Here is a 21,518-nt window from a genome sequence, read left to right as displayed (position 1 = left end):
CTCCTTGAAGGTCGACTGGCCGTGATGGTACCGGGCCGGTCGATGCGGTACAGGTAACCGGTGGCACACGGCCGGCGAAGGACAGGTATCGGACCACCCGATGACCATTCCGGCGAGGCGCAGCATGATCCGTCGCAGCACATTCCAGGTCCTGTCGCTGGCCGCCCTGCTGATGCTGGGCGCGAGCGCGTGCCAGCCGGTGTCCGCCGCCAGCGGCGCGCTCCCGGCGCCGACGGTCGATGCCCCGAAGGCCACCGTCCACGGCGAGCAGGTCGCGGTGCTGGCCGGCGGCTGCTTCTGGGGCGTCGAAGCGGTGTTCGAGCACGTCAAGGGCGTGCATGAAGTGATCGCCGGCTACTCCGGCGGCAACGCCGCCAGCGCGCATTACGGCGAGGTCAGCGACGGCGATACCGGCCACGCCGAATCGGTGCAGGTGCACTACGACCCGGCCGAGGTCAGCTACGGCACGCTGCTGCAGGTGTTCTTCTCGGTCGCGCTCGACCCCACCGAACTGAACCGGCAGGGCCCCGACGTGGGCAGCCAGTACCGCTCGGTGATCTTCTACGGCAACGACGAGCAGAAACGCATCGCCGGCGCGTATATCGCGCAACTCGCCGCGGCCAAAGCCTTCCCCGCGCCGATCGTGACCCAGCTGGTGCCGCTGCAGGCGTTCTACCCGGCCGAGGCGTACCACCAGCACTATTTCCAGCACCACCCGGACAACCCGTACATCGTTTTCAACGACGCGCCAAAGGTGGCGCGCCTGCAGCGCTTGTTCCCGACGCTGTACCAGCCGGACCGGCAGGTCGTGGAAGTCCGGCTGCACTGACTTGCCCGCACCGACATGCCCGGGGCGACACGCCCCGTCTTGCGCGAAGCGGCACAGCCCCCATCTCGGGAGTTCCGCGCAAGCTGCGCCGACGACCTGACGACGTCACCACGTGCCGCCCCACCATTCCGCCGAACCCGCCGAATCGACCGAACTCACCCGCAGTTTCCTGGGCGTGTTCCGCTACAGCGGGCGCGCGCTGGAACTGGTGTGGAGCACCAGCCAACCGCTGACCATCGCGCTGGCGCTGCTGACCCTGGTGGCCGGCCTGCTGCCGGCCGGCGTGGCGTACGTCGGCGCGCACATCGTCGATGCGGTGGTGAATGCCAGCAAGGCATGGACCGCCAGCGGCCGTGCCTCGTTGCGGCCGGTGTTCGAATGGGTGGCGCTGGAAGGCGTGCTGGTGGCCGCGCTGGCCGGTGCGCAGCGCGGGCTGTCGATGTGCCAGTCGCTGCTGCGCGCGCAACTGGGGCAACGCGTCAACGTGATGATCCTGGAGAAGGCGCTGACCCTGCAGCTGGCGCACTTCGAGGATTCGGAGTTCTACGACAAGCTCACCCGCGCCCGCCGCGAGGCGTCCAGCCGGCCGCTGTCGCTGGTGACGCGCACCTTCGGGCTGGGCCAGAACGCGATCTCGCTGCTCAGCTACGGCAGCCTGCTGCTGCAGTTCTCGCCGTGGGCGGTGGCCGTGCTGCTGCTGGCCGGGCTGCCGGCATTCTTCGCCGAGACGAAATTCTCCGGCGACGCGTTTCGGCTGTTCCGCTGGCGCTCGCCGGAAACGCGCATGCAGCTGTACCTGGAAACCGTGCTGGCGCGCGAGGACCACGCCAAGGAAGTGAAGCTGTTCGGCCTCGGCCCGCTGCTGCTGGGCCGCTACCGCGGCATCTTCGACAAGCTCTACCGCGACGACCGCGACCTCACCGTGCGCCGCGAGAGCTGGGGCTTCGGGCTGGGCCTGCTCGGCACGCTCACGCTGTACGGCGCGTATGCGTGGATTGCCGCCAGCACCGTTGTCGCGCGCATCACGCTGGGCCAGATGACGATGTACCTGATGCTGTTCCGCCAGGGCCAGTCGGCGGTGTCGGCGATGCTGTCGGCGATCGGCGGCATGTACGAGGACAATCTGTACCTGTCGACCCTCTACGAATACCTGGAAACCCCGGTGCCGCCTTCGCTGGGTGTCGCGCAACGCGGCGCAAAACCCGACGACGGCATCCGCTTCGAGCATGTCGGCTTCACCTACCCCGGCGCGAGCGAGCCCACGCTGCACGACATCAACCTGCACATCCGCCCCGGCGAATCATTGGCCCTGGTCGGCCAGAACGGCTCGGGCAAGACCACCTTGATCAAGCTGCTGACCCGGCTGTACGCGCCGGACAGCGGCCGCATCCTGCTCGACGGCACCGACCTGCGCGAGTGGGACGAGGCCACGCTGCTGCAGCGCATCGGGGTGATCTTCCAGGACTTCGCGCGCTACCAGATGCGCGTGGGCGAGAACGTGGGCGCCGGCGACGTCAGCCACTTCGAGGACGCAGCGCGCTGGCGCGAGGCCAGCGACAAGGGCATGGCCAGCGAGTTCATCGACAGCCTGCCGGCCGGCTTCGAGACCCAGCTCGGCAAGTGGTTCCGCGACGGCCGCGAACTGTCCGGCGGGCAATGGCAGAAGATCGCGCTGGCCCGCGCCTTCATGCGCTCGCGCGCCGACATCCTGGTGCTGGACGAACCCACCGCAGCGATGGACGCCGCCGCCGAGGCGACCATCTTCGAACACTTCCGCGAACTGGCCGGCAACCGCATCGCGATCCTGATCTCGCACCGCTTCTCCACCGTGCGCATGGCCGACCAGATCATCGTGATCCAGGACGGCCGCATCGTCGAGCACGGCAGCCACGAGCAGCTGATGGCGCTGGGCGGCCACTATGCGCAGCTGTTCTCGCTGCAGGCGCAGGGCTACCGCTGAGACCTCAGGTCGAACCCGCCATTGGCGGGCCCCACCGCAATGTACCGCATGCAATAGCTGGGGCTCAGCGTGACAGGAATGCAGGACGAACGTTGGTATCAGCCTCAGTTTTCAACCGCACCAGTGGCAAACGCTGTGATGGCGGCCGTGTCCAAGATCGCAGCAGTCTTCATCCCGTTCTTGTGCAGGTCGCCAATAATTTCGTCGGCGGCCGTACGAGCACGATCAACCCTTGCGTCCGGCATCTTCACCGCGAACAACATGGCATCAGGAAGCAGGTTATGCCGTTGCATGCGCTGCACCCGATCCACCCAGCGGCCACCAACCTCGTACACAAGATTCGGCACATCCTTGGCGAGATCGATGGGCTTGATGGCTAGCTGTGCTCGCCCTTCGCGCTTATGCACAAAGGGTACGTGGATGTGTAGATCCTCGTTGCCGATGTCGCCTTCCTGGAAATACTCCCGCAGGTTTGCCTTACGCAGTGTTTCGCGAACACCACGAATCAGTATCTGATCGTGATATGCCTTGTTGGCAAAATCTCTTTCCACCACAGTAGCGAACAGCTGGTTCAAGGTGTCCACAGGCTGCTCGGCAAGAATCACTCGGGTCTCGCCAAAGCGCAGCAGTGCCTCACGTGGCCGAGTTAACCCTGCAAAAGTTTGTTGCACGAAACTCTGGTTTCCCGTACCTCGCTCTTGTACCAGCTCGCTAAGGCGATCCAACTCATCTTTCAGATAACCCATCGCCTCGCGGTAGATGCGTCGATCCAACTGTTCAAAGAACCCGGTGATGCGACCGGTCTTCTTGACCGGCATCAGACGCGCACCGAAGTAGCCCGTCGCCGGGCATGCCAACACCACGCCGACATTGGCGAACTCGCCCGTTTCTGCATAGGGCAGAAAGCGGATGATCGCGTATTGGCAGGCGAACCTGTTCATGGTGCTAGCCTCCAGAAATCTTCGTGTCTGCAGCGGTTCAGTGACGCCAGTACGGCGTCTGGGTCGAAGTTTGTAGGAACCGTGCGTTCCTCATCTGCGAACCACCACTCGTCAGGGACATTCTGGCAGGCAGCGGGCCAAGCTGCCAGCGCCGCATGCAGTCGCTCGGCATACGACAATCGCTCCACAAGGTCTTGAAATACCTTCGGAACCTCTTGGTGAAACACATGCGTCACGCTGAACGACTGAACGCTGAATTCATGATCGAACGCCACATTGTGGTCGATCACCACCAGCTGCTTCGTATCGGCGTCCCACAATAGATTCGGGTTGCCACTGAGAGAAGTCAGCGTTCGATCCGAATTGCGCACCCACCAGTCAAACATCAGCACGTCACGCTGCAGCTGCGCAGGCACGTCGCCAAGATGCGACATCGACAATTCCTGTGTATGCGCCACAACCCGCGAACCAAAGGCTGGTTCCGCACCAAGCTCCCCTCCTTCCGAAAAAAGTTCGACCAATGATTGCGGTGCCTCCACGATGGCGAATGGCGGCACCGGCAGACCAAACGCCAGCGCCAGATGCCCCGCCAACCACTCGCACAGCAAACTGCTTCGTCCAGCGCCACGACCCTTCACGTAGTACAAGTTGCCGTCATCACAGCGACACAGAAACGGGCGTGTCACGCCTTGCTCGCTGCGCTCCAATATCTCGACAACTTGCAACGGTTCGATAGACATGGCCTGAATCTCAGCGCCCAAACCAGCGGCCATGCTGATCGTAGTTAAAGGATCGCTCGTAGCCGAAGGCGTTCCAGACCATGTCGAATATCGGCCGCATGGCCTCGGCGGGATCCACTACCCAGTCTTCGAGCAAAATCTCTGGGATAACTAGCGCATCGCGGTCTGCGTATTGATCTCTGTCCACTCGTCGATTCACTGCAAACCGATGGCCCGTAACTCCTAGAAGCGTAAGGAAGACATAAGCAGGCGGCGCTATCCCGAGTCCCTGCATGGCTGGGAGGTAGGCCTTCAGTGCGTCAAGGATGTCCTTCTCGTAGTCAACGCTCGGAATGACTTTTTCGCCTTCCCACTCCTCCCAGACCTGGACAGCCTCAACGATACCGCTGTGGAATAAGAGCGTATGCGCATCTACTTTTCCATCGTGCACAGGCCTGTAGGTAAGACGCCCATCGAGATTGAATCGCTGACTGAAACCACCACCTCCTGGGGGCGCAAATTGCTGCAGCAACTGCAGCTGCTGTTGCGAGCGTGATGTCACGTCGAGGCACACATCACTCGTCAGGCTTTGCAACGGCACTACGTGCAAAACGACCCGCGCGCCATCCGCTAGTGGGACGGGCGCATCCCCACTGCCCAGCAGCAAGAGTCGCCCTGCTCGAAAGGAGCGTATGCGCTCAGCTACTGATTCAGAGAGCGTGAACGCCCGCCGCAGTTCGCTGACATCCAACGGATAGGCACCGGCCGCATTTCGCCCATAAAAGTGGGCATGTCCGCCCACCGCAACTCTATGCGGAGCGTTCCAACTCTTGGCGACGCGCACGACCAACGCGTGGTTGCCTTCGGCTATTGAAACGAACTTGTACCGGATGCCCATCAGCCTCGGCTCGACACCATTGGCGCACAGCTGCTCCAGACGCTGCAGCACGAGGTCGGTGGAAGCGATCGTCAAAGGAACGAGTTGCGTCGGGATACCCTCCGGTGCGTCCATGCCGTAGATCAATTCGCCACCTTGTGTATTGGCAAAAGCAGTTACCGCCCTTAGAAACTTCTTGGCCCCGCTATCATTCGCTTCTGGCAGCTCCCGCTTGTACTCAAGCTGCCTGCTCTCGGGCGCGCCCGCTTCGATCAGCTGCCGCAAATCCGTCTCGGTAACTTCGTCGATAGGTTTGCCGATCACGGAGTGGCTTCCTTGGGAGTCAGACAAACAGGCGTTCGAGGGTGGAGGGCAGCAAGGCGGCGTTGGCTGCACAAATGGCAGTGGCGTAGGCAAAACGCAGCCCCGGCATCTCCGCATACTCGCGCGCCTGCTGAACACCATTCTCGGCCGGCAGGCCGATTTTCTTGGCTTCGACTATGGCAATCGGGAAGTTCCGGCGCAGGTAAAGGATGTAATCCGCTCGCCGCCGCTTGCCGCAACGAGGCTTGCCGCCGACCAACACGATGCGCCCGGAAGTGATGGCGCGCTGTTCGCCAATGGCGTGCGGGGACGTACCACCCTGACCGCTGCAGGCCCGGGGTCACGTACTCACGGCAAGTATCTGCCTCAGTCACTACCGGATTCAGCTTTTCTTCCATGCTCATCGCTCCGCCCGCACCAGGACTTGTGTTTGCGCAATTCCTGGGCCAACGCCCCATTTGCAGTGCTGGAACTCTGTCACGTAGGTCAATGGATCGCAACTTGAGAGACAGCCCGCGGCTTGACCCTGCCTGCCCGCGCGCCCCATGCTTCGCCGTCTTGAACCATCCGAAACACACGCATGAGCAGTCGCTACAACGCCGCCGATATTGAAGTCCTCTCCGGCCTGGATCCGGTCAAACGCCGCCCCGGCATGTACACCGACACCACCCGTCCGAACCACCTGGTGCAGGAAGTGGTGGACAACTCGGTGGACGAGGCGCTGGCCGGCCACGCGAAAACCATCGAAGTGGTACTGCACGACGACGGCTCGGTGGAAGTGAGCGATGACGGCCGCGGCATGCCGGTGGACATCCACCCGGAAGAAGGCGTCTCCGGCGTCGAGCTGATCATGACCCGGCTGCATGCGGGCGGTAAGTTCAGCGGCAAGAACTACAACTTCTCCGGCGGCCTGCATGGCGTCGGTGTGTCGGTGGTCAACGCGCTGTCCGACCGGGTCGAGGTGACGATCCGCCGCGACGGCTCCGAATACCGGATGGTGTTCGCTCACGGCGACAAGGTCAGCCCGCTGGAAGTGATCGGCACGGTGCCGAAGCGGCGTAGCGGCACCACCCTGCGCTTCTGGCCGGAAGCGAAGTATTTCGACTCGCCGAAGATCTCGCTGCCCAAGCTCAAGCACCTGCTGCGCGCCAAGGCGGTGCTGTGCGCGGGCCTCAACGTGAAGCTCACCGACGCGGCCTCGGGCGAAGTCGTCGAGTGGCACTACGAGGACGGCCTGCGCGACTACCTGCGCGGCGAACTCGACGGCATCGAGGCGCTGCCGAACGAGCTGTTCGTGCACCACATGGCGCGCGACGTCGAAGGCCTGGAGGTGGCGCTGGCTTGGCTGCCGGAAGGCGAGCTGGTGCAGGAGAGCTACGTCAACCTGATCCCCACCGCGCAGGGTGGCACCCACGTCAACGGCCTGCGCTCGGGCCTCACCACCGCGGTCCGCGAGTTCTGCGACATCCGCAACCTGCTGCCACGCGGCGTGAAGCTGGCGCCGGAAGACGTGTGGGAGCGGCTGTCGTTTGTGCTGTCGGCGCGGTTGCAGGATCCGCAGTTCGCCGGCCAAACCAAGGAGCGGCTGTCCTCGCGGCAGACCGCCGGCATGGTCGAGAACGTCATCCACGATGCCTTCAGCCTGTGGCTCAACCAGAACGTGGAGATGGGCGAGCGGATCGCCCAGCTGGCGATCGAGCGCGCCAGCGCGCGGCTGAAGGCCGCCAAGCAGGTCGTCCGCAAGAAGATCACCCAGGGCCCGCAACTGCCCGGCAAGCTGGCCGACTGCACCGCCACCGACCTCAGCCGCACCGAGCTGTTCCTGGTCGAGGGCGATTCGGCCGGCGGCAGCGCCAAGCAGGCGCGCGACAAGGAGTTCCAGGCGATCCTGCCGCTGCGCGGCAAGATCCTCAACACCTGGGAAGTCGAATCGACCTCGGTGCTGGCCTCGGAGGAAGTGCACAACCTGGCCGTGGCGATCGGCTGCGACCCGGGCAAGGACGACCTGTCCGGCCTGCGCTACGGCAAGGTGATCATCCTCGCCGACGCCGACTCCGACGGCCTGCACATCGCTACCCTGCTGTCCGCGCTGTTCCTCAGGCATTTCCCGAAGCTGGTCGGCGAGGGCCACGTGTTCGTGGCGATGCCGCCGCTGTTCCGCGTCGACGTGGGCAAGCAGGTGTTCTATTGCCTCGACGAAAGCGAGAAGGAAGCGATGCTGCAGCGGATCGAGCGCGAGAAGATGAAGGGCGCGATCAGCACCACCCGCTTCAAGGGCCTGGGCGAGATGAACCCGCCGCAGCTGCGCGAGTCCACCATCCATCCCGACACCCGCCGGCTGGTGCAGCTCACCGTGGACGACGGCGACGGCACCGCGCGCATCATGGACCTGCTGCTGGCGAAGAAACGCGCCGGCGACCGCAAGTCCTGGCTGGAAGAAAAGGGCGACCTGGCGACACTGGAAGTCTGAATGACCGGGCCGCTTGCCGCCGTCCCACGCAGCCCTCATGCTGACGGCATGACGCTCCCCGCCCAGCCTGCCCATGGCCTTCCCGAAAGCGGGGCCGCAAACCCGTGAGCGCCGGCAGCCCCGCCGCACGCGAGGAACTCAACGAGCTGTTGATTCGTGCGGGCCGCGGCGACCAGCAGGCATTCGCGGCGCTGTACCAACGCACCTCGTCGAAATTGTTCGGCGTGTGCCTGCGCATGCTGCGCGAACGCGGCGAAGCCGAAGAAGTGCTGCAGGAAACCTATATCGCGGTGTGGCGCCGCGCCGCCAGTTTCGACGACGGCAAGGCGAGCGCGATCACCTGGCTGGTAACGCTTGCGCGGAACAAGGCGATCGATCGGCTGCGCCAGCATCGCGAGGAACAACTGGACCCGCTGCAGCTGGAAGAAACCGCCGACGGCCAACCCACGCCGGCCGCCGACGCCGAAACCAGCCAGGAGCACCAGCGCCTGCAACGATGCCTGGATGCGCTGGAGCCGCGCCAGCGCAGCGCCGTGCGTGAAGCCTTTTTCACCGGCGCGACGTATAACGAACTGGCGGCGCGCTGCCGGATACCGCTGGGCACCATGAAAAGCTGGATCCGCCGCAGCCTGCTGCAATTGCGCACGTGCCTGGAGCAATGAACACACCCGCCGACCACCGCGACGACGACCTGCGCCATGCCGAGTACGTGCTCGGCGTGCTGGATGCCGCTGCGCGCGCAGCGGTGGAGCGGGAAATCCGCGACGACCCGCAGGCCGCCGCCGCGGTCGCCGCGTGGCAACGCCGTCTGGCGCCGCTCGCCGACGAAGTCGAGGCGAGCACTCCGGCACCTTATGTCTGGGCACGGATCCACGATGCGCTGCAGCTCGCCGCGCCGGCGGCGCCACGACCGCGCCCCAGCCTGTGGAACAACCTGCACCTGTGGCGCTGGCTCGGCCTCGGCGCCAGCGTGGTGGCGGCGGCCAGCGTGGTGGTCATGCTGGTGCAACCGCACCGGGCGGCCGTGCCAACCACGACCCGTGCCGGCTACATGGCCGCTGCCATCGAACAGGACAACGGCGTCACCGGCTGGACCGCCACGATGGACCTGCAGCACGCAAGGATGATCGTGGTGCCGGCCACACCGGTTGCGCTTGCGCCGGGACGCACGCCCCAGTTGTGGCTGATCCCGCCGGGGGAGAAGCCCATTTCGCTGGGGGTGATCGCGCGCGACAGACCCACGTCCATCGCGTTGCGCGCCGATCTGCTCGCGCGCCTCGATACCAGGGCCCTGCTGGCCGTTTCGGTGGAACCGAGCGGCGGCTCACCCACCGGCCAGCCCACCGGCCCGGTGGTGGCCAAGGGCGCGATCGGCGGCGCCTGACCTCACGGTTGCGCACCGGGCCGTCGCCGGCTGCGTCTTTTTTCGTTCCGCCTGCATCCGGCGACATCGCCGCCCCGTATCTCCATGCGCTTCCGATCCGCGAAGCGGACACCACTGGAGAACACAATGAAGATCCAACAGCACATGCACACCCTTGCCATCGGCCTGGCGCTGGCATTGACCGCGGCGGCCGTGACGCCGATCGCCATGGCCGGCCCGATGAGCATGGAGAAAACCGTCATGGTCGGTGGCGCGGCCATGTACCCGTCGAAGAACATCATCCAGAACGCGGTCAACTCGAAGGATCACACCACCCTGGTCGCCGCGGTGAAGGCCGCCGGCCTCGTCGACACGCTGTCGGGCCCCGGTCCGTTCACCGTGTTCGCGCCGACCGACGAGGCGTTCGCCGCCCTGCCCGCCGGTACCGTCGACAACCTGCTGAAACCGGAGAACAAGGCCACGCTCGCCAAGATCCTCACCTACCACGTCGTGGCCGGCCGCCTGACCGCGCACGACCTGGCGGCCAAGGTCGCCGCCAGTGGCGGCAAGGCCAGGCTGAAGACCGTCGAGGGCGACTGGATCACCGCGAGCAGGGACGGCGACGGCTGGGCGCTCACCGACGACAAGGGCAACGTCGCCCACGTCAGCATCGGCGACGTGATGCAGTCCAACGGCGTGATCCACGTGATCGACAAGGTACTGATGCCGTAGGCCCGGCATGTCGCCAGCCGCCCGGCTTCCCGCCAGGGCGGCTTTTTTTGCAGTTGCGGCAGCGCTATGGTGTTCGCCACTTTTCCGGGAACCGCCACCATGGCCTTGCTGCCGCCCATCGACCTGCAGCGCTGGATCGACGAGCACCGCCACCTGCTGAAGCCGCCGGTGGGCAACAAGTGCATCGTCGACGGCGACTTCATCGTCATGATCGTGGGCGGTCCCAACGCGCGTAGCGACTACCACCACGACGAAGGCCCGGAGTTCTTCTACCAGATCGAGGGCGAGATGGTGCTGAAGGTGCAGGACGAGGGCCACGCGCGCGACATCCCGATCCGCGCCGGCGAGATGTTCTACCTGCCGCCGCGCGTGCCGCATTCGCCGCAGCGCATGCCGGCGTCGATCGGGCTGGTGATCGAGCGCCGCCGCACCGCCGGCGAAAAGGACGGCCTGCTGTGGTTCTGCGAGCGCTGCAACCACCAGCTGTACGAGGAATACTTCGTGCTCGACAGCATCGAGCACGATTTCCCGCCGGTGTTCGACCGCTTCTACGGCTCGCGCGAATCGCGCACCTGTAGCGCCTGCGGCCACCTCAACCCCGCGCCGGCGAAGTACCTGTAGGAGCGCAGCCTGTGCGCGATGCTCTTGGCTCTGATCAACATCAGAGCATCGCGCACAGGGTGCGCTCCTACAGCAAGCGCCCCAGCCACTTGCGCGCCATGCGCCGCAACGAGGGGTCGAGGCCGTCGTCGGCAGCCACGTCTCTCACTGCCCGCCACGCCAGCGCACGGGATTCCTGGTTGATCGTGAAGCGCTCGTCCGCTCCCGCGCGCACCACATGACGCACGTCGTAATGCCAGTGTCCAGGTTCGTTCGCACGGGCCGCGATGCGGTGCCGGTCGAGGTCGAAGACGCCGCCTTCGATGCGCAGGCCGGCCACGCCGGTTTCCTCCTGCGCCTCGCGCAATGCCACCCGCGCCAGGTCCGCGTCGCCATCGGCATGGCCGCCCGGCTGCAGCCAGCGATCCAGCTTGCGGTGGTGCATCAGCAACACGCGCTCGCCATCCGCACTCACCAGCCAGGCCGAGCCGGTGAAGTGGCCCACGGCATGGCTGCGTTCGAACACCGCTGCATGCGAGGCGAGGAAAACATCGAAGTCGGCAACCACCTCGAACTCCTCCGGATGGCGTGCGAGATAGTCGTCCAGCGCAGCGGCAAGTGGGGGAAGAAAGGGAGGCATGACTTGTGGCAGGGGCTGCGGGGAACCTCGCCTATTCTAGCTGCATCGCAACTTGTACCCCTCCAGACGCTCCGCTATGGTTGGCCGTCCGTCGGCTCTCGCGTCCATCTTCGTCGCGTTTTCGTTCGAGCGCGACGTCGTCGTTTCCCGGGGAGCCACTGCATGCTGTTCAAGCGCATCAAGCCGATCGATCAGATCATCGCCACGGCCGAGAAGAAGAGCCTCACCCGCCAGCTCGGCGCCTTCCAGCTCACCATGCTCGGCATCGGCGCGATCATCGGCACCGGCATCTTCGTGCTCACCGCGGAAGCGGGCCAGAAGGCCGGCCCCGGCATGATGGTTTCCTTCGTGATCGCGGCGGTGGTCTGTGCGCTCGCCGCGCTCGCCTACGCCGAGCTGGCTTCGATGGTGCCGGTGGCCGGCTCGGCCTACACCTATACCTACGGCGTGCTCGGCGAGAGCGCCGCCTGGGTGGTGGGCTGGGCGCTGGTGCTGGAATACACCATCGCGGCGAGCACGGTCTGCGTGGGCTGGGCCGGCTACGTCAACGGACTGCTGGCCCATGCCGGCTATGGCCTGCCCACGTTCCTGCGCGTGGGACCCATGGACGGCGGCAGCTTCAACCTGCTGGCCTGCCTGATCGGCCTGGCCGTCACCTTTCTGCTGGTGATCGGCACCTCGAAGTCGGCCAAGGTCAACACCGTGCTGGTGCTGATCAAGATCACCGCACTGATCGTCTTCATCTTCATCGCGCTGCCGGCGGCGAAGGATCCGAACTTCAAGCCCTTCGTTCCCAATGGCTGGGGCAGCCCGATGGGTGGCCTCGGCGTGCTCGGCGCAGCAGCCTCCATCGTCTTCGCCTACATCGGTTTCGATGCCGTCTCCACCGCGGCCGAGGAAACCAAGAACCCGAACCGCAACATCCCGATCGGCCTGATCGGCTCGCTGGGCGTGTGCACCGTGTTCTACCTGCTGGTGAGCTACGCCGCGGTGGGATCGGTGGGGGCGCAGCCCATGCTGGGCCCGGACGGCGTGGCGCTGCAGCCCGGCACCCCGGAATTCGCGGCAGCCTGCCAGAGTTCGCAGGCACTGGTGTGCAGCAAGGAGGCGCTGGCCCACGTGCTGCGCCTGCTCCATCACGACCAGCTGGGCAACCTGATCGGCTTCGCCGCCAGCATCGCTCTGCCGTCGGTGATCCTCACCATGACTTACGGCCAGACGCGCATCTTCTTCACCATGGCGCGCGACGGCCTGCTGCCGAGTTCACTGGCGAAGATCCATCCGCGCTTCCATACACCCCATGTCATCACCCTGATTACCGGCACCTTCGTGTCGCTGTTCGGCGCGCTGTTCCCGGTGGGCATCCTGGCCGACATCACCAATTCGGGCACGCTGTTCGCGTTCATGATGGTGGCGCTGGGCGTGCTGATCCTGCGCCGCACCCAGCCCGACCGCCCGCGCCCGTTCCGCACCCCGCTGCCGTGGTTGGTTTGCCCGCTGGCCGTGATCGGCTGCCTGCTGCTGTTCCTCAACCTGTCCGAGAAGGCCATCACCACCTTCTTCGTGTGGGGCACCATCGGCCTGGTGGTCTACCTCCTGTACGGCTACCGCAAGAGCAACCTGGCCCGCGGTATCGAGTCGGACTGATGTTGCGCCCGTGAACCGCCACGCCACCGGCACGACGCGTGTCGTGCCGGCTTCACGCCCGGAAGCCCCATGCTCAAGCAACTGCTCGCCCGCAAGACCGATTTTAACGAACCCGACGACGCGCACGGCCCCACCCTGCGCCGTACCCTCGGGCCCTGGGGCCTGACCGCCCTCGGCATCGGCGCGGTGATCGGCGGCGGCATCTTCGTGATCACCGGCCAGGCGGCGGCCGACCATGCCGGGCCGGCGGTGATCCTGTCCTTCATCCTGGCGGCGATCTGCAGCACGTTCACCGCACTGTGCTACGCCGAGTTCGCCACGCTGATCCCGGTTTCCGGCAGCGCCTACTCCTACGCCTATGCCACCCTGGGCGAGCTGATGGCCTGGTTCATTGGCTGGAACCTGGTGCTGGAGTACGGCGTGTCCGCCTCCGCAGTGGCGGTGAGCTGGACCGGCTACTTCCTCAGCCTGCTCGACCACATCGGGCATGCGTTCAACATGGACCTGAGCCTGCCCTCGGCGCTGACCCGGGCGCCGCTGGCGTTCACCGCCGACCACCACCTGGTTGCCACCGGGGCGCTGTTCAACCTGCCGGCGGTGGTGCTGATCATGCTGCTGACCTGGATCTGCTACGTCGGCATCCGCGAGTCGAGCCTGGCCAACGCCGCGATGGTGGCGCTCAAGGTCGGCCTCATCACCCTGGTGATCGTGGTCGGCTGGCGCTACGTCGACCCGTCCAACTGGCACCCGTTCGTGCCCGAGTCGCAGGGCCACTACAAGTACGGCTGGGACGGCGTGCTGCGCGGCGCGGCGATGGTGTTCTTCGCCTACATCGGCTTCGAAGCCACCTCGGTGGCCGCGCAGGAGTCGCGCAACCCGCAGCGCGACCTGCCGATCGGCATCCTCGCCTCGCTGGCGATCTGCACCGTGCTGTACATCGCGATGGCCGCGGTGATGACCGGCCTGACCTCGTACACCCTGCTCGGCACCGACGAGCCGGTGGTGACAGCCCTGCACGGGCACCCGCAACTGGAATGGCTGCGCTGGCTGGTGGAGGTCGGCGCGCTGCTCGGCCTGTCGTCGGTGGTGCTGGTGATGGTCATCGCGCAGCCGCGCATCTTCATGATCATGGGCCGCGACGGCATGCTGCCGAAGGTATTCACCCGGATCCACCCGCGCTACCGCACGCCGCACCTCAACACGCTGATCACCGGTGCCGGCATCTCCCTGCTCGCGGCGGTCTTTCCGCTGGACGTGCTGGGCGACCTGGTGTCGATGGGCACGCTGATCGCGTTCATCGCCGTCTGCGCCGGCGTGTGGATCCTGCGGCATACCCGGCCGGAGCTGCCGCGCACCTTCCGCGTGCCGTTCGCGCCGGTGATCTGCACGCTCGGCATCCTCAGCTGCCTCGCCCTGCTGTCCACCATGGCCTGGTACAACTGGACGCTGATGGTGGTCTGGACGTTCATCGGCCTGCTGGTCTATTTCGGCTACAGCCTCCGGCACAGCCACCTGCGCGGCGCGGCAACGGACGCTACCTCGCCCTGACGCATAATTTCGTCGAATATCGTCGAAAAAACGCCATTTACCGACAGGTGTCGGGGATGATGCTTATCCGCAGGAACTGCAAAAATTTTTGGGAAATCTCGAAATCAATGGAATATTTCTTTATATTTCAATGTGTTAACGAGAATTTTCCAAGAGAAATCCCGGGATCGGTCGCCCATTCGGCGAACTCGGGAGTATCATCCTCAGTCCGCGGGTTGATCACTTGGCAGTGGGCCCCGGATCGCGGCTCGGCGCGTCAGGTGGGTAGCTCCTCGACCTGATGTGTCCGGGCCGCACTTTTGTCTGCGCACCGGACTGCATCACGCCCCACCAGGCCGCCTCTTCCGGAACACGACAACAAAAAGGCCGGCGATGAGCCGGCCTTTCCATGTGATTCACGGCAAGGTGTGATCAGGCTTTCTTCGGCGTGTGCGACACGCACCAGCCCTTCGCGTTCACCGACTTGCCCGGGAACAGCTGGCACGAACCGCGACCGGTGGCACCGCCCGTGTAGAACTGGCAATTGGCGCAGTCGTCGCCGGCCTTGTACTTCGCGTTGGTGGTCTTGGTGGCGTCTTCCACATAGCCCAGTGCCTTCGCGGTCGGATCCGACTCGCTCACCGGCGGCAGGTCCGCCGCCCGCGCAAAGCGCGGCAAACCACCCATCACCACGGCTGCCGCCGTGGTGCCGGCGGCCACCTTGAGGAACCGGCGACGCGATTCGACATCTTGTTCTTTCGACATGGGCAAGCCTCCGTCGTGATCTGTCCGGCACACCCTGCACCGGATTCGCGCCGATGTTACGCCCGTCATGTCAATTTTTCCTGACTTGCGAGAATGGCTCTCATTCCTGTCGGGCCGCAGATCGGCGCATGGTATAGTCCAAGCTCATTTGGACGTCCAAACTGCATGAGCCAGACCCTGCCCTCCGCCGTTCCCGCCAGCCTGTTCGAGCAACGCGCCGACGCCATCGCCGAGGCCGCACGCGAGTTGTCGGCGCTGGGCTGGACGCCGGCAACCAGCAGCAACTTCTCGATGCGGGTCGATGCCGATCACGCGGCGATCACCGTCTCGGGCAAGCACAAGGGACGGCTGGGCCGCGACGACATCATGCTGATCGACCTGGACGGCAATCCGGTCGGCACCGACGCCCGCCCCAGCGCCGAAACGGCGCTGCACACCCAGATCTACCGGCGCTGGCCGGAGGTGAACGCGGTGCTGCATACCCATTCGCACGTGCAGAGCGTAGCCTCGCGGCTGTTCGCCGGCGACGGTGTGATCCGGCTGCAGGGCTGGGAGCTGCAGAAGGCGATCACCGGCTACCACACCCACGAGAGCGTGCTGGAGATCCCGGTGTTCCCGAACACCCAGCGCATGCCCGAACTGGTGGCCCGGGTCGACGCCTGGCTGGACGCGGGCAAGCCGTTGCACGCCTACCTGATCGACGGCCACGGCATCTACACCTGGGGCCGCGACATGGCCGAGACCCGGCGCCACCTGGAAGCACTGGAGTTCCTGCTCGGCTGCGAACTTGACCTGAAAAGACTGAGGGCATCATGAGCCGATTGCGCATCTTCGACGAAACCCGACCGCAATCGCCGCTGGCGGCGATCGACGAGCACGCCGCGATTGCCGCCGAACTGGGCAAGGTCGGCGTCCGCTTCGAACGGTGGGAAGCGAGCCAGCCGATCGCGCCGGGCGCCAGCCAGGACGAGGTGATTGCGGCCTACCGCGGCGACATCGACCGCCTGATGCGCGAGGAAAGCTACCAGGCCGTGGACGTGATCAGCCTCGCCCCGGATCACCCCGACCGCGCCACGCTGCGCCAGAAGTTCCTCAGCGAGCACACCCACAGCGAGGACGAGGTGCGCTTCTTCGTCGCCGGCGCCGGCCAGTTCACCCTGCACATCGGCGGCAAGGTCTACGACGTGCTGTGCGAGCAGGGCGACCTGATCGGCGTGCCGGACGGCACCCGCCACTGGTTCGACATGAGCGAATCGCCCTACTTCGTGGCGATCCGGCTGTTCACCAACAAGGAAGGCTGGGTGGCGAACTTCACCGGCGACGACATCGCACAGCAGTTCCCGCGGATGCAGCCGCACCAGGCTACGCCGGGCTGATAACGGCCACCGACGCGCCATTCGTTTATGCTGGCCAGCCCACCCACGCCACCGTCGCCATGATCGAAATCCGCGCCATCGTCACCGACATCGAGGGCACCACCAGCTCGATCGACTTCGTGCGCGACGTGCTGTTCCCGTACGCGCGCAAGCGCCTGCCGGCTTTCGTCGAGACCCACGGCGACAAGCCCGACGTGCAGCACTGGCTGCACGAAGCGGCCATGGAAGCCGGGCTGGTGGAAGCCCGCCGCCAGGACATCATCGAACTGCTGCTGCAATGGATCGACCAGGACCGCAAGTCCACCGCGCTGAAGGCGCTGCAGGGCATGATCTGGAAGGATGGCTACGAGGCCGGCGACTACCGCGCGCACGTCTATCCGGAGGTGGCCGCGCGGCTGCGCGAGTGGCGCGCCGACGGGCTGCGCCTGTACGTCTACTCCTCCGGCTCGGTGCCGGCGCAGAAACTGTTCTTCCGCCACAGCGAGGCCGGCGACCTGGGCGCGCTGTTCGCCGGCTACTTCGACACCGAAACCGGCCCGAAACGCGAGTCCTCCTCCTACCGGCGCATCGCCGAGGCGATCGGCGAACAGCCCCGCCACCTGCTGTTCCTGTCCGACATCGTGGAGGAACTCGACGCCGCGCAGGCGGCCGGCTTCCACACCGGCTGGCTGGTGCGCGAGCCGCAAGCCCTGCCCGAGTCGCCGCGCCACACCGTCTACCGCGACTTCGACGCGATCGCGCCGTGAATCCGCACGCGTATCCCCCATGCGCCACGCCCTGACCACCCTGCTCGCATTCGCCGCCGGCGTGCTGCTGGCCCTCTGGTGGCCGGGCCATCGGCCGGCGCCGGCAGCCGCCGACCACCCCGCACCGGCGACATCCGCCAGCATGGAGGAGCTCGCGGGATCCGACGCCGACATCGCGCTCGACAACTGGCCCGGGCAGGGGCCGACCCCGGAGCAGGTCCTGTACGCGCAGCCGCGGATGATGCGCGAAGCGCTGGCCGGGCTCGGTCCGCGCGTGCCCGGCAGGCCGAACCTCTACCTGGTGGCCTTCGCCGGCGACGGCACCGAGGACGTGTTCCGCAACGAGGCCGAGTACGCCGCGCAACTGTTCGCGCAGCGCTTCGGCGCCAGCGCCCACAGCCTGGTGCTGGAGAACAACCCGGCCACGCTCGCCACCCGTCCGCTGGCCAGCTGGAGCAACCTGGAAACCGCGCTCGAGGGCCTGGGCACGACGATGCAGCCGGACCAGGACATCCTCCTGCTGTACCTCACCAGCCACGGTGACGAGGAACACAACCTGCTGCTCGACATGGACCCGCTGCCGCTGGACCCGATCGGCGCCACCGACCTCGCCGGCATCCTGGCGATGCACCCGTTCAAGTGGAAGGTGGTCGTGGTCAACGCCTGCTACTCCGGCGGCTTCATCCCGCCGCTGAGCAGCCCTGGCACCCTGGTGCTCACCGCCGCCCGCGCCGACCGCAGCTCGTTCGGCTGCGGCAGCGACTCGGACATCACCTACTTCGGCAAGGCGTGGCTGGTCGATGCGCTGAACCGCACCGACAATTTCGCGGACGCCTTCAAGCAGGCCAGCGGCGAGATCCGCCGGTGGGAACAGCAGGACAAGCTCACTCCTTCCGAGCCGCAGATCGACATCGGCAGCGGCATCAGCGGGCAGCTCGCCTTGTGGCGCAAGGGCATCACGCCCGGACCGGCGCTGCCGTTCAAGCCGGCAATGCCAGCCGGCAACGCGTCCGTCGCCACTCCCCGATAGCCCGATTCAGCCGCGTCCCGCGTGCCGGTCGGCCAGCACGCGGACGACATCGACCAGCCCAAGCCCGCGCGCGCGCAGCGCCACGGTGAGATGGAACACCAGGTCCGCCGCCTCGCCCAGCAGCTCGGCGTCGTCCTGCGCCACCGCGGCCAGCGCAGTCTCCACGCCTTCCTCGCCCACCTTCTGCGCGATGCGGCGAATGCCGCCGTCGAACAACCTGGTGGTGTAACTGCCTGCCGGACGCTCCGCGTGGCGTTGCGCGACCAGCGCGTCGAGCTCGGCGAGGAAACCGAGCGGCGGGCGCTGGTTTTCGCCGAAGCAGCTGGAGGTGCCGAGGTGGCAGGTCGGGCCATGCGGCTCGGCCTGGACCAGCAAGGTATCGGCGTCGCAATCGACGCGGATCGACTTCAACGCCAGCACGTGACCGGAGCTTTCGCCCTTGGTCCACAGGCGTTGCTTGCCGCGGCTGTAGAACGTGACCTGGCCGCTGGCCTGCGTCTGCGCCAGCGCCTCGGCATTCATGTAGCCGAGCATCAGCACCTCGCCGCTCAGCCAGTGCTGCACGATCGCCGGCAGCAGGCCACCGCCCTTGGCCCAGTCGAGGCGGGAGATGTCAGTGTTGGCGTCAGACATGGGACAACTCATTGGCAGGAGTGAGTGGAGAGAAGTGAGCAGAGAAAGAATGCAAAAGCGAGAGGCCACAAGCGTGCAGGCTTTCTCTCACCTCTCACTCCTCTTCACTCACTCCTCACTTGTACGCCTTCGGCTTGCAGATAGCGCTTCAACGCGGGAATCGCGATCGCTCCCGAATGGAACACGCTGGCCGCCAGCGCGCCGTCCACGTCGGCCTCGACGAAGGCATCGCGGAAATGTCGCGGTTCGCCGGCGCCGCCGGAGGCGACCAGCGGCACGCGGCAGAGCGCGCGGGCCGCGGAGAGCTGCTCCAGGTCGTAGCCGCGGCGCACGCCGTCGCTGCCCATGCAGTTGAGCACGATCTCGCCGGCGCCGCGCCGTTGCGCCTCGACCATCCAGTCCAGCGTGCGGCGCGGCAGCGCCCGGGTCTTCGCGGGGTCGCCGGTGTACTGGCGCACGCGCCACTCGCCGTCGGCGTCGCGCAGCGAGTCGATGCCGACCACCACGCATTGCACGCCGAACGCGGCGGCCAGCTCGTCGATCAGCGCGGGACGCTCCAGCGCCGGCGAGTTCACCGAGATCTTGTCGGCGCCCGCATGCAGCACCGCGCGCGCCTCGTCCACCGAGCGGATGCCGCCGGCGACGCAGAACGGAATGTCGATCACCCGCGCCACCCGCTCGACCCAGCCGCGGTCCACGCTGCGCCCTTCCGGGCTGGCGGTGATGTCGTAGAACACCAGCTCGTCGGCGCCCTCGTCGCGATAGCGCAGGGCCAGTTCCACGATCTCGCCCATCACCACGTGGTCGCGAAAGCGCACGCCCTTGACCACCTGGCCATCGCGCACGTCCAGGCAGGGAATGATGCGGCGGCTCAGCATAAGGCACGCCCCACGCACTCTCCCTCCCCTGCTTGTCCCTTTGGGGCATGCAGGGGGAGGGGCAACATCGACCTGTGTAGCAAATTTTTCATGCAGCCAACGCCTCCGCCACGGTGAAGCGCCCTTCCAGCAGCGCGCGGCCGAGGATCACGCCCCGCGCGCCGGCTTCGCGCGCGGCGCGGATGTCGTCCAGCGAGCGCACGCCGCCGGAAGCCTGCACGGCCAGCGCCGGCACCGTGGCGGCGAGGTGGCGATAGAGATCGAGGTTGAAGCCGGCCAGCATGCCGTCGCGGTCGATGTCGGTGCACAGCAGGTGGCGCGCGCCGCGCGCGGCGTACCACGGCGCCAGCTCGTCCAGCGTGCGCGCCTCGATTTCGGTCCAGCCGGCGCTGGGCAGGCTCCAGCGGCCACCGAGGCGGCGCGTATCGAGCGCGAGGGTCAGCCGTTCGGCACCGTACCTGCCCAGCCAGCCAGCCACGAGTTCGGGATCGCGGATCGCCACGCTGCCCAGCACCGCGCGCTGCACGCCGGCGTCGAACAGCCGGCGCAAGTCGTCTTCGCCGCGTACGCCGCCGCCGGCCTGGATCTGCATGCCATCGGCCGCGATCGCCTGGATCACGGCGAGATTGGCGAGGCTGCCCGAGCGCGCGCCGTCCAGGTCGACCAGGTGCAGCCAGCGCGCACCTGCCTCGGCATAGCGCCGCGCCAGCGCGCGCGGATCGGCGGCATAGGTGGTCTGCTGCGCGTAGTCGCCCTGCTTCAGGCGCACCACCTGGCCGCCACGCAGGTCGATCGCGGGAATCACGTTGAAGTTCATAGTTCGAGGAAGTTCTTCAGCAGCCTCGCGCCGACGGCGGCCGAGCGTTCGGGGTGGAATTGCATGCCATGGAAGTTGCCATGCGCGATCACCGCCGAGAACGCGCCGCCGTAGTCGGCCGTGGCCAGGGTCCAGTCGCCCACCGGTACCGCATAGCTGTGCACGAAGTAGGCCTGCTCGCCGTCGTCCAGGCCGGCCAGCAACGGATGTTCCCGCCGGATCGACAAGCCATTCCAGCCCATATGCGGCACGCGCAGGCCCGGCGCTTCGACGAAGCGGCGTACCGGCGCGGGAATCAGACCCAGACACTCGGTATCGCTCTCTTCGGAATGCGCGCACAGCAATTGCATGCCCAGGCACACGCCGAGCACGGGCTGTTCCAGCGAACGCAGCACGTCGACCAGGCCCAGCTCGCGCAACCGCGCCATGCCGGGGCCGGCGGCGCCCACGCCAGGCAGGATCACCTTGTCGGCGGCGCGGATCGCCGCCGCGTCCGCAGTGAGCGCGGCATCCGCGCCGAGGCGCTGCAGCGCGTAGCGTACCGAGCCGATATTGGTGCCGCCGGCGTCGACAAGGACCACCATCACACGTACCTCGCACGCAGGAGCACACCTTGTGCGCGATGCTTTCCATCGCGTGGCGAA

General features: G+C 66.3%; 23 protein-coding genes. 13 read left to right on the top strand and 10 right to left on the bottom strand.

Annotation, left to right across the window (positions count from 1 at the left end; all coding sequences use genetic code 11):
* Window positions 1-124 precede the first annotated feature (124 nt).
* Together msrA and AC3WRN_RS04740 are read left to right on the top strand one after the other, a co-directional pair.
* Window positions 125-829, top strand: a complete 705-nt coding sequence (gene msrA / locus AC3WRN_RS04745) for a peptide-methionine (S)-S-oxide reductase MsrA (protein WP_492622110.1) — start codon at window positions 125-127, stop codon at window positions 827-829.
* Window positions 830-941: 112 nt separating this feature from the next.
* A complete protein-coding gene (locus AC3WRN_RS04740) occupies window positions 942-2,789 on the top strand; it encodes an ABC transporter ATP-binding protein (RefSeq protein ID WP_492622109.1) in 1,848 nt (615 codons plus the stop codon).
* Between the two features lie 104 nt (window positions 2,790-2,893).
* Here the strand turns inward: AC3WRN_RS04740 and AC3WRN_RS04735 are convergent, their stop codons facing one another.
* From AC3WRN_RS04735 to AC3WRN_RS04720, 4 genes are read right to left on the bottom strand one after another with little or no spacing between them, the layout of a single operon-like run.
* Window positions 2,894-3,730, bottom strand: coding sequence for a DUF3037 domain-containing protein (locus AC3WRN_RS04735; RefSeq protein ID WP_492622108.1), 837 nt, complete (start codon window positions 3,728-3,730; stop codon window positions 2,894-2,896).
* Window positions 3,727-4,470 carry a HipA family kinase gene (locus AC3WRN_RS04730; RefSeq protein WP_492622107.1) on the bottom strand — a complete coding sequence of 248 codons (744 nt, stop codon included), beginning with the start codon at window positions 4,468-4,470 and terminating at the stop codon, window positions 3,727-3,729. Before AC3WRN_RS04730 ends, AC3WRN_RS04735 begins: the two co-directional genes overlap by 4 nt.
* A 10-nt stretch (window positions 4,471-4,480) precedes the next feature.
* Entirely contained in the window at window positions 4,481-5,650 is a 1,170-nt protein-coding gene (locus tag AC3WRN_RS04725) for an AlbA family DNA-binding domain-containing protein (protein WP_492622106.1), read from the bottom strand.
* Between the two features lie 19 nt (window positions 5,651-5,669).
* Window positions 5,670-5,912, bottom strand: a complete 243-nt coding sequence (locus tag AC3WRN_RS04720) for a hypothetical protein (protein WP_492622105.1) — start codon at window positions 5,910-5,912, stop codon at window positions 5,670-5,672.
* A 318-nt stretch (window positions 5,913-6,230) separates the two neighbouring features.
* On the opposite strand from AC3WRN_RS04720, the gene parE reads away from it, so the two are divergent.
* The 5 genes from parE to AC3WRN_RS04695 all read left to right on the top strand — a co-directional run bounded on the left by parE (window position 6,231) and on the right by AC3WRN_RS04695 (window position 10,836).
* A complete protein-coding gene (gene parE, locus AC3WRN_RS04715) occupies window positions 6,231-8,120 on the top strand; it encodes a DNA topoisomerase IV subunit B (protein ID WP_492622104.1) in 1,890 nt (629 codons plus the stop codon).
* A gap of 104 nt (window positions 8,121-8,224) precedes the next feature.
* On the top strand, window positions 8,225-8,782 hold the full coding sequence (locus tag AC3WRN_RS04710; RefSeq protein ID WP_068090479.1) for a sigma-70 family RNA polymerase sigma factor: 558 nt from the start codon (window positions 8,225-8,227) through the stop codon (window positions 8,780-8,782).
* On the top strand, window positions 8,779-9,504 hold the full coding sequence (locus AC3WRN_RS04705) for an anti-sigma factor (protein WP_492622103.1): 726 nt from the start codon (window positions 8,779-8,781) through the stop codon (window positions 9,502-9,504). Before AC3WRN_RS04710 ends, AC3WRN_RS04705 begins: the two co-directional genes overlap by 4 nt.
* 132 nt (window positions 9,505-9,636) lie before the next feature.
* Window positions 9,637-10,215, top strand: a complete 579-nt coding sequence (locus AC3WRN_RS04700) for a fasciclin domain-containing protein (protein WP_407071420.1) — start codon at window positions 9,637-9,639, stop codon at window positions 10,213-10,215.
* 99 nt (window positions 10,216-10,314) lie between these two features.
* Window positions 10,315-10,836: a 3-hydroxyanthranilate 3,4-dioxygenase gene (locus AC3WRN_RS04695; protein ID WP_492622102.1), complete on the top strand. Its 522-nt coding sequence runs from the start codon at window positions 10,315-10,317 to the stop codon at window positions 10,834-10,836.
* 67 nt (window positions 10,837-10,903) lie between these two features.
* Here the strand turns inward: AC3WRN_RS04695 and AC3WRN_RS04690 are convergent, their stop codons facing one another.
* A complete protein-coding gene (locus tag AC3WRN_RS04690; protein WP_492622101.1) occupies window positions 10,904-11,455 on the bottom strand; it encodes an NUDIX hydrolase in 552 nt (183 codons plus the stop codon).
* A 162-nt stretch (window positions 11,456-11,617) separates the two neighbouring features.
* Here AC3WRN_RS04690 and AC3WRN_RS04685 point away from each other — a divergent pair, with 162 nt between their 5' ends.
* Window positions 11,618-13,102, top strand: coding sequence for an amino acid permease (locus tag AC3WRN_RS04685; RefSeq protein WP_492622100.1), 1,485 nt, complete (start codon window positions 11,618-11,620; stop codon window positions 13,100-13,102).
* Window positions 13,103-13,171: 69 nt separating this feature from the next.
* Complete coding sequence (locus AC3WRN_RS04680; protein WP_492622099.1) at window positions 13,172-14,650, top strand: amino acid permease; 1,479 nt, start codon at window positions 13,172-13,174, stop codon at window positions 14,648-14,650.
* A 411-nt stretch (window positions 14,651-15,061) separates the two neighbouring features.
* Here the strand turns inward: AC3WRN_RS04680 and AC3WRN_RS04675 are convergent, their stop codons facing one another.
* Window positions 15,062-15,394, bottom strand: coding sequence for a high-potential iron-sulfur protein (locus AC3WRN_RS04675; RefSeq protein ID WP_492622098.1), 333 nt, complete (start codon window positions 15,392-15,394; stop codon window positions 15,062-15,064).
* Window positions 15,395-15,559: 165 nt separating this feature from the next.
* On the opposite strand from AC3WRN_RS04675, the gene AC3WRN_RS04670 reads away from it, so the two are divergent.
* From AC3WRN_RS04670 to AC3WRN_RS04655, 4 genes are read left to right on the top strand one after another with little or no spacing between them, the layout of a single operon-like run.
* Window positions 15,560-16,210: a methylthioribulose 1-phosphate dehydratase gene (locus AC3WRN_RS04670; protein WP_492622097.1), complete on the top strand. Its 651-nt coding sequence runs from the start codon at window positions 15,560-15,562 to the stop codon at window positions 16,208-16,210.
* Window positions 16,207-16,770, top strand: a complete 564-nt coding sequence (locus tag AC3WRN_RS04665) for a 1,2-dihydroxy-3-keto-5-methylthiopentene dioxygenase (protein ID WP_492622096.1) — start codon at window positions 16,207-16,209, stop codon at window positions 16,768-16,770. Before AC3WRN_RS04670 ends, AC3WRN_RS04665 begins: the two co-directional genes overlap by 4 nt.
* A gap of 59 nt (window positions 16,771-16,829) precedes the next feature.
* On the top strand, window positions 16,830-17,516 hold the full coding sequence (gene mtnC / locus AC3WRN_RS04660) for an acireductone synthase (protein ID WP_492622095.1): 687 nt from the start codon (window positions 16,830-16,832) through the stop codon (window positions 17,514-17,516).
* Between the two features lie 19 nt (window positions 17,517-17,535).
* On the top strand, window positions 17,536-18,546 hold the full coding sequence (locus AC3WRN_RS04655; protein ID WP_492622094.1) for a C13 family peptidase: 1,011 nt from the start codon (window positions 17,536-17,538) through the stop codon (window positions 18,544-18,546).
* A gap of 6 nt (window positions 18,547-18,552) precedes the next feature.
* On the opposite strand, the gene hisIE is transcribed toward AC3WRN_RS04655, so the two are convergent.
* The 4 genes from hisIE to hisH all read right to left on the bottom strand — a co-directional run bounded on the left by hisIE (window position 18,553) and on the right by hisH (window position 21,461).
* Window positions 18,553-19,179: a bifunctional phosphoribosyl-AMP cyclohydrolase/phosphoribosyl-ATP diphosphatase HisIE gene (gene hisIE / locus AC3WRN_RS04650; RefSeq protein ID WP_492622093.1), complete on the bottom strand. Its 627-nt coding sequence runs from the start codon at window positions 19,177-19,179 to the stop codon at window positions 18,553-18,555.
* 104 nt (window positions 19,180-19,283) lie between these two features.
* Window positions 19,284-20,153, bottom strand: coding sequence for an imidazole glycerol phosphate synthase subunit HisF (gene hisF, locus AC3WRN_RS04645; protein WP_492622263.1), 870 nt, complete (start codon window positions 20,151-20,153; stop codon window positions 19,284-19,286).
* Window positions 20,146-20,874, bottom strand: a complete 729-nt coding sequence (hisA, locus tag AC3WRN_RS04640) for a 1-(5-phosphoribosyl)-5-[(5-phosphoribosylamino)methylideneamino]imidazole-4-carboxamide isomerase (protein WP_492622092.1) — start codon at window positions 20,872-20,874, stop codon at window positions 20,146-20,148. The genes hisF and hisA overlap by 8 nt, the downstream gene beginning before the upstream one ends.
* Window positions 20,871-21,461: an imidazole glycerol phosphate synthase subunit HisH gene (hisH, locus tag AC3WRN_RS04635; RefSeq protein ID WP_492622091.1), complete on the bottom strand. Its 591-nt coding sequence runs from the start codon at window positions 21,459-21,461 to the stop codon at window positions 20,871-20,873. Before hisH ends, hisA begins: the two co-directional genes overlap by 4 nt.
* Between the last annotated feature and the right edge of the window lie 57 nt (window positions 21,462-21,518).

Source organism: Rhodanobacter sp. FW101-FHT13A11 (genome assembly GCF_058790335.1).
The sequence above is the reverse complement of the archived record's forward strand: the minus strand, read 5'-3'. Positions and strand labels throughout refer to the sequence as shown.

What these genes read in the sequence shown, in the direction of transcription:
- msrA (WP_492622110.1), top strand. Translation starts at nt 125, where the DNA reads ATGATCCGTCGCAGCACATTCCAGGTCCTGTCGCTGGCCGCCCTGCTG.
- AC3WRN_RS04665 (WP_492622096.1), top strand. Translation starts at nt 16,207, where the DNA reads ATGAGCCGATTGCGCATCTTCGACGAAACCCGACCGCAATCGCCGCTG.
- AC3WRN_RS04680 (WP_492622099.1), top strand. Translation starts at nt 13,172, where the DNA reads ATGCTCAAGCAACTGCTCGCCCGCAAGACCGATTTTAACGAACCCGAC.
- AC3WRN_RS04730 (WP_492622107.1), bottom strand. Translation starts at nt 4,470, where the DNA reads ATGTCTATCGAACCGTTGCAAGTTGTCGAGATATTGGAGCGCAGCGAG.
- AC3WRN_RS04655 (WP_492622094.1), top strand. Translation starts at nt 17,536, where the DNA reads ATGCGCCACGCCCTGACCACCCTGCTCGCATTCGCCGCCGGCGTGCTG.
- hisIE (WP_492622093.1), bottom strand. Translation starts at nt 19,179, where the DNA reads ATGTCTGACGCCAACACTGACATCTCCCGCCTCGACTGGGCCAAGGGC.
- AC3WRN_RS04695 (WP_492622102.1), top strand. Translation starts at nt 10,315, where the DNA reads ATGGCCTTGCTGCCGCCCATCGACCTGCAGCGCTGGATCGACGAGCAC.
- AC3WRN_RS04670 (WP_492622097.1), top strand. Translation starts at nt 15,560, where the DNA reads ATGAGCCAGACCCTGCCCTCCGCCGTTCCCGCCAGCCTGTTCGAGCAA.
- AC3WRN_RS04675 (WP_492622098.1), bottom strand. Translation starts at nt 15,394, where the DNA reads ATGTCGAAAGAACAAGATGTCGAATCGCGTCGCCGGTTCCTCAAGGTG.
- mtnC (WP_492622095.1), top strand. Translation starts at nt 16,830, where the DNA reads ATGATCGAAATCCGCGCCATCGTCACCGACATCGAGGGCACCACCAGC.
- AC3WRN_RS04690 (WP_492622101.1), bottom strand. Translation starts at nt 11,455, where the DNA reads ATGCCTCCCTTTCTTCCCCCACTTGCCGCTGCGCTGGACGACTATCTC.
- parE (WP_492622104.1), top strand. Translation starts at nt 6,231, where the DNA reads ATGAGCAGTCGCTACAACGCCGCCGATATTGAAGTCCTCTCCGGCCTG.
- AC3WRN_RS04705 (WP_492622103.1), top strand. Translation starts at nt 8,779, where the DNA reads ATGAACACACCCGCCGACCACCGCGACGACGACCTGCGCCATGCCGAG.
- AC3WRN_RS04685 (WP_492622100.1), top strand. Translation starts at nt 11,618, where the DNA reads ATGCTGTTCAAGCGCATCAAGCCGATCGATCAGATCATCGCCACGGCC.
- AC3WRN_RS04735 (WP_492622108.1), bottom strand. Translation starts at nt 3,730, where the DNA reads ATGAACAGGTTCGCCTGCCAATACGCGATCATCCGCTTTCTGCCCTAT.
- hisA (WP_492622092.1), bottom strand. Translation starts at nt 20,874, where the DNA reads ATGAACTTCAACGTGATTCCCGCGATCGACCTGCGTGGCGGCCAGGTG.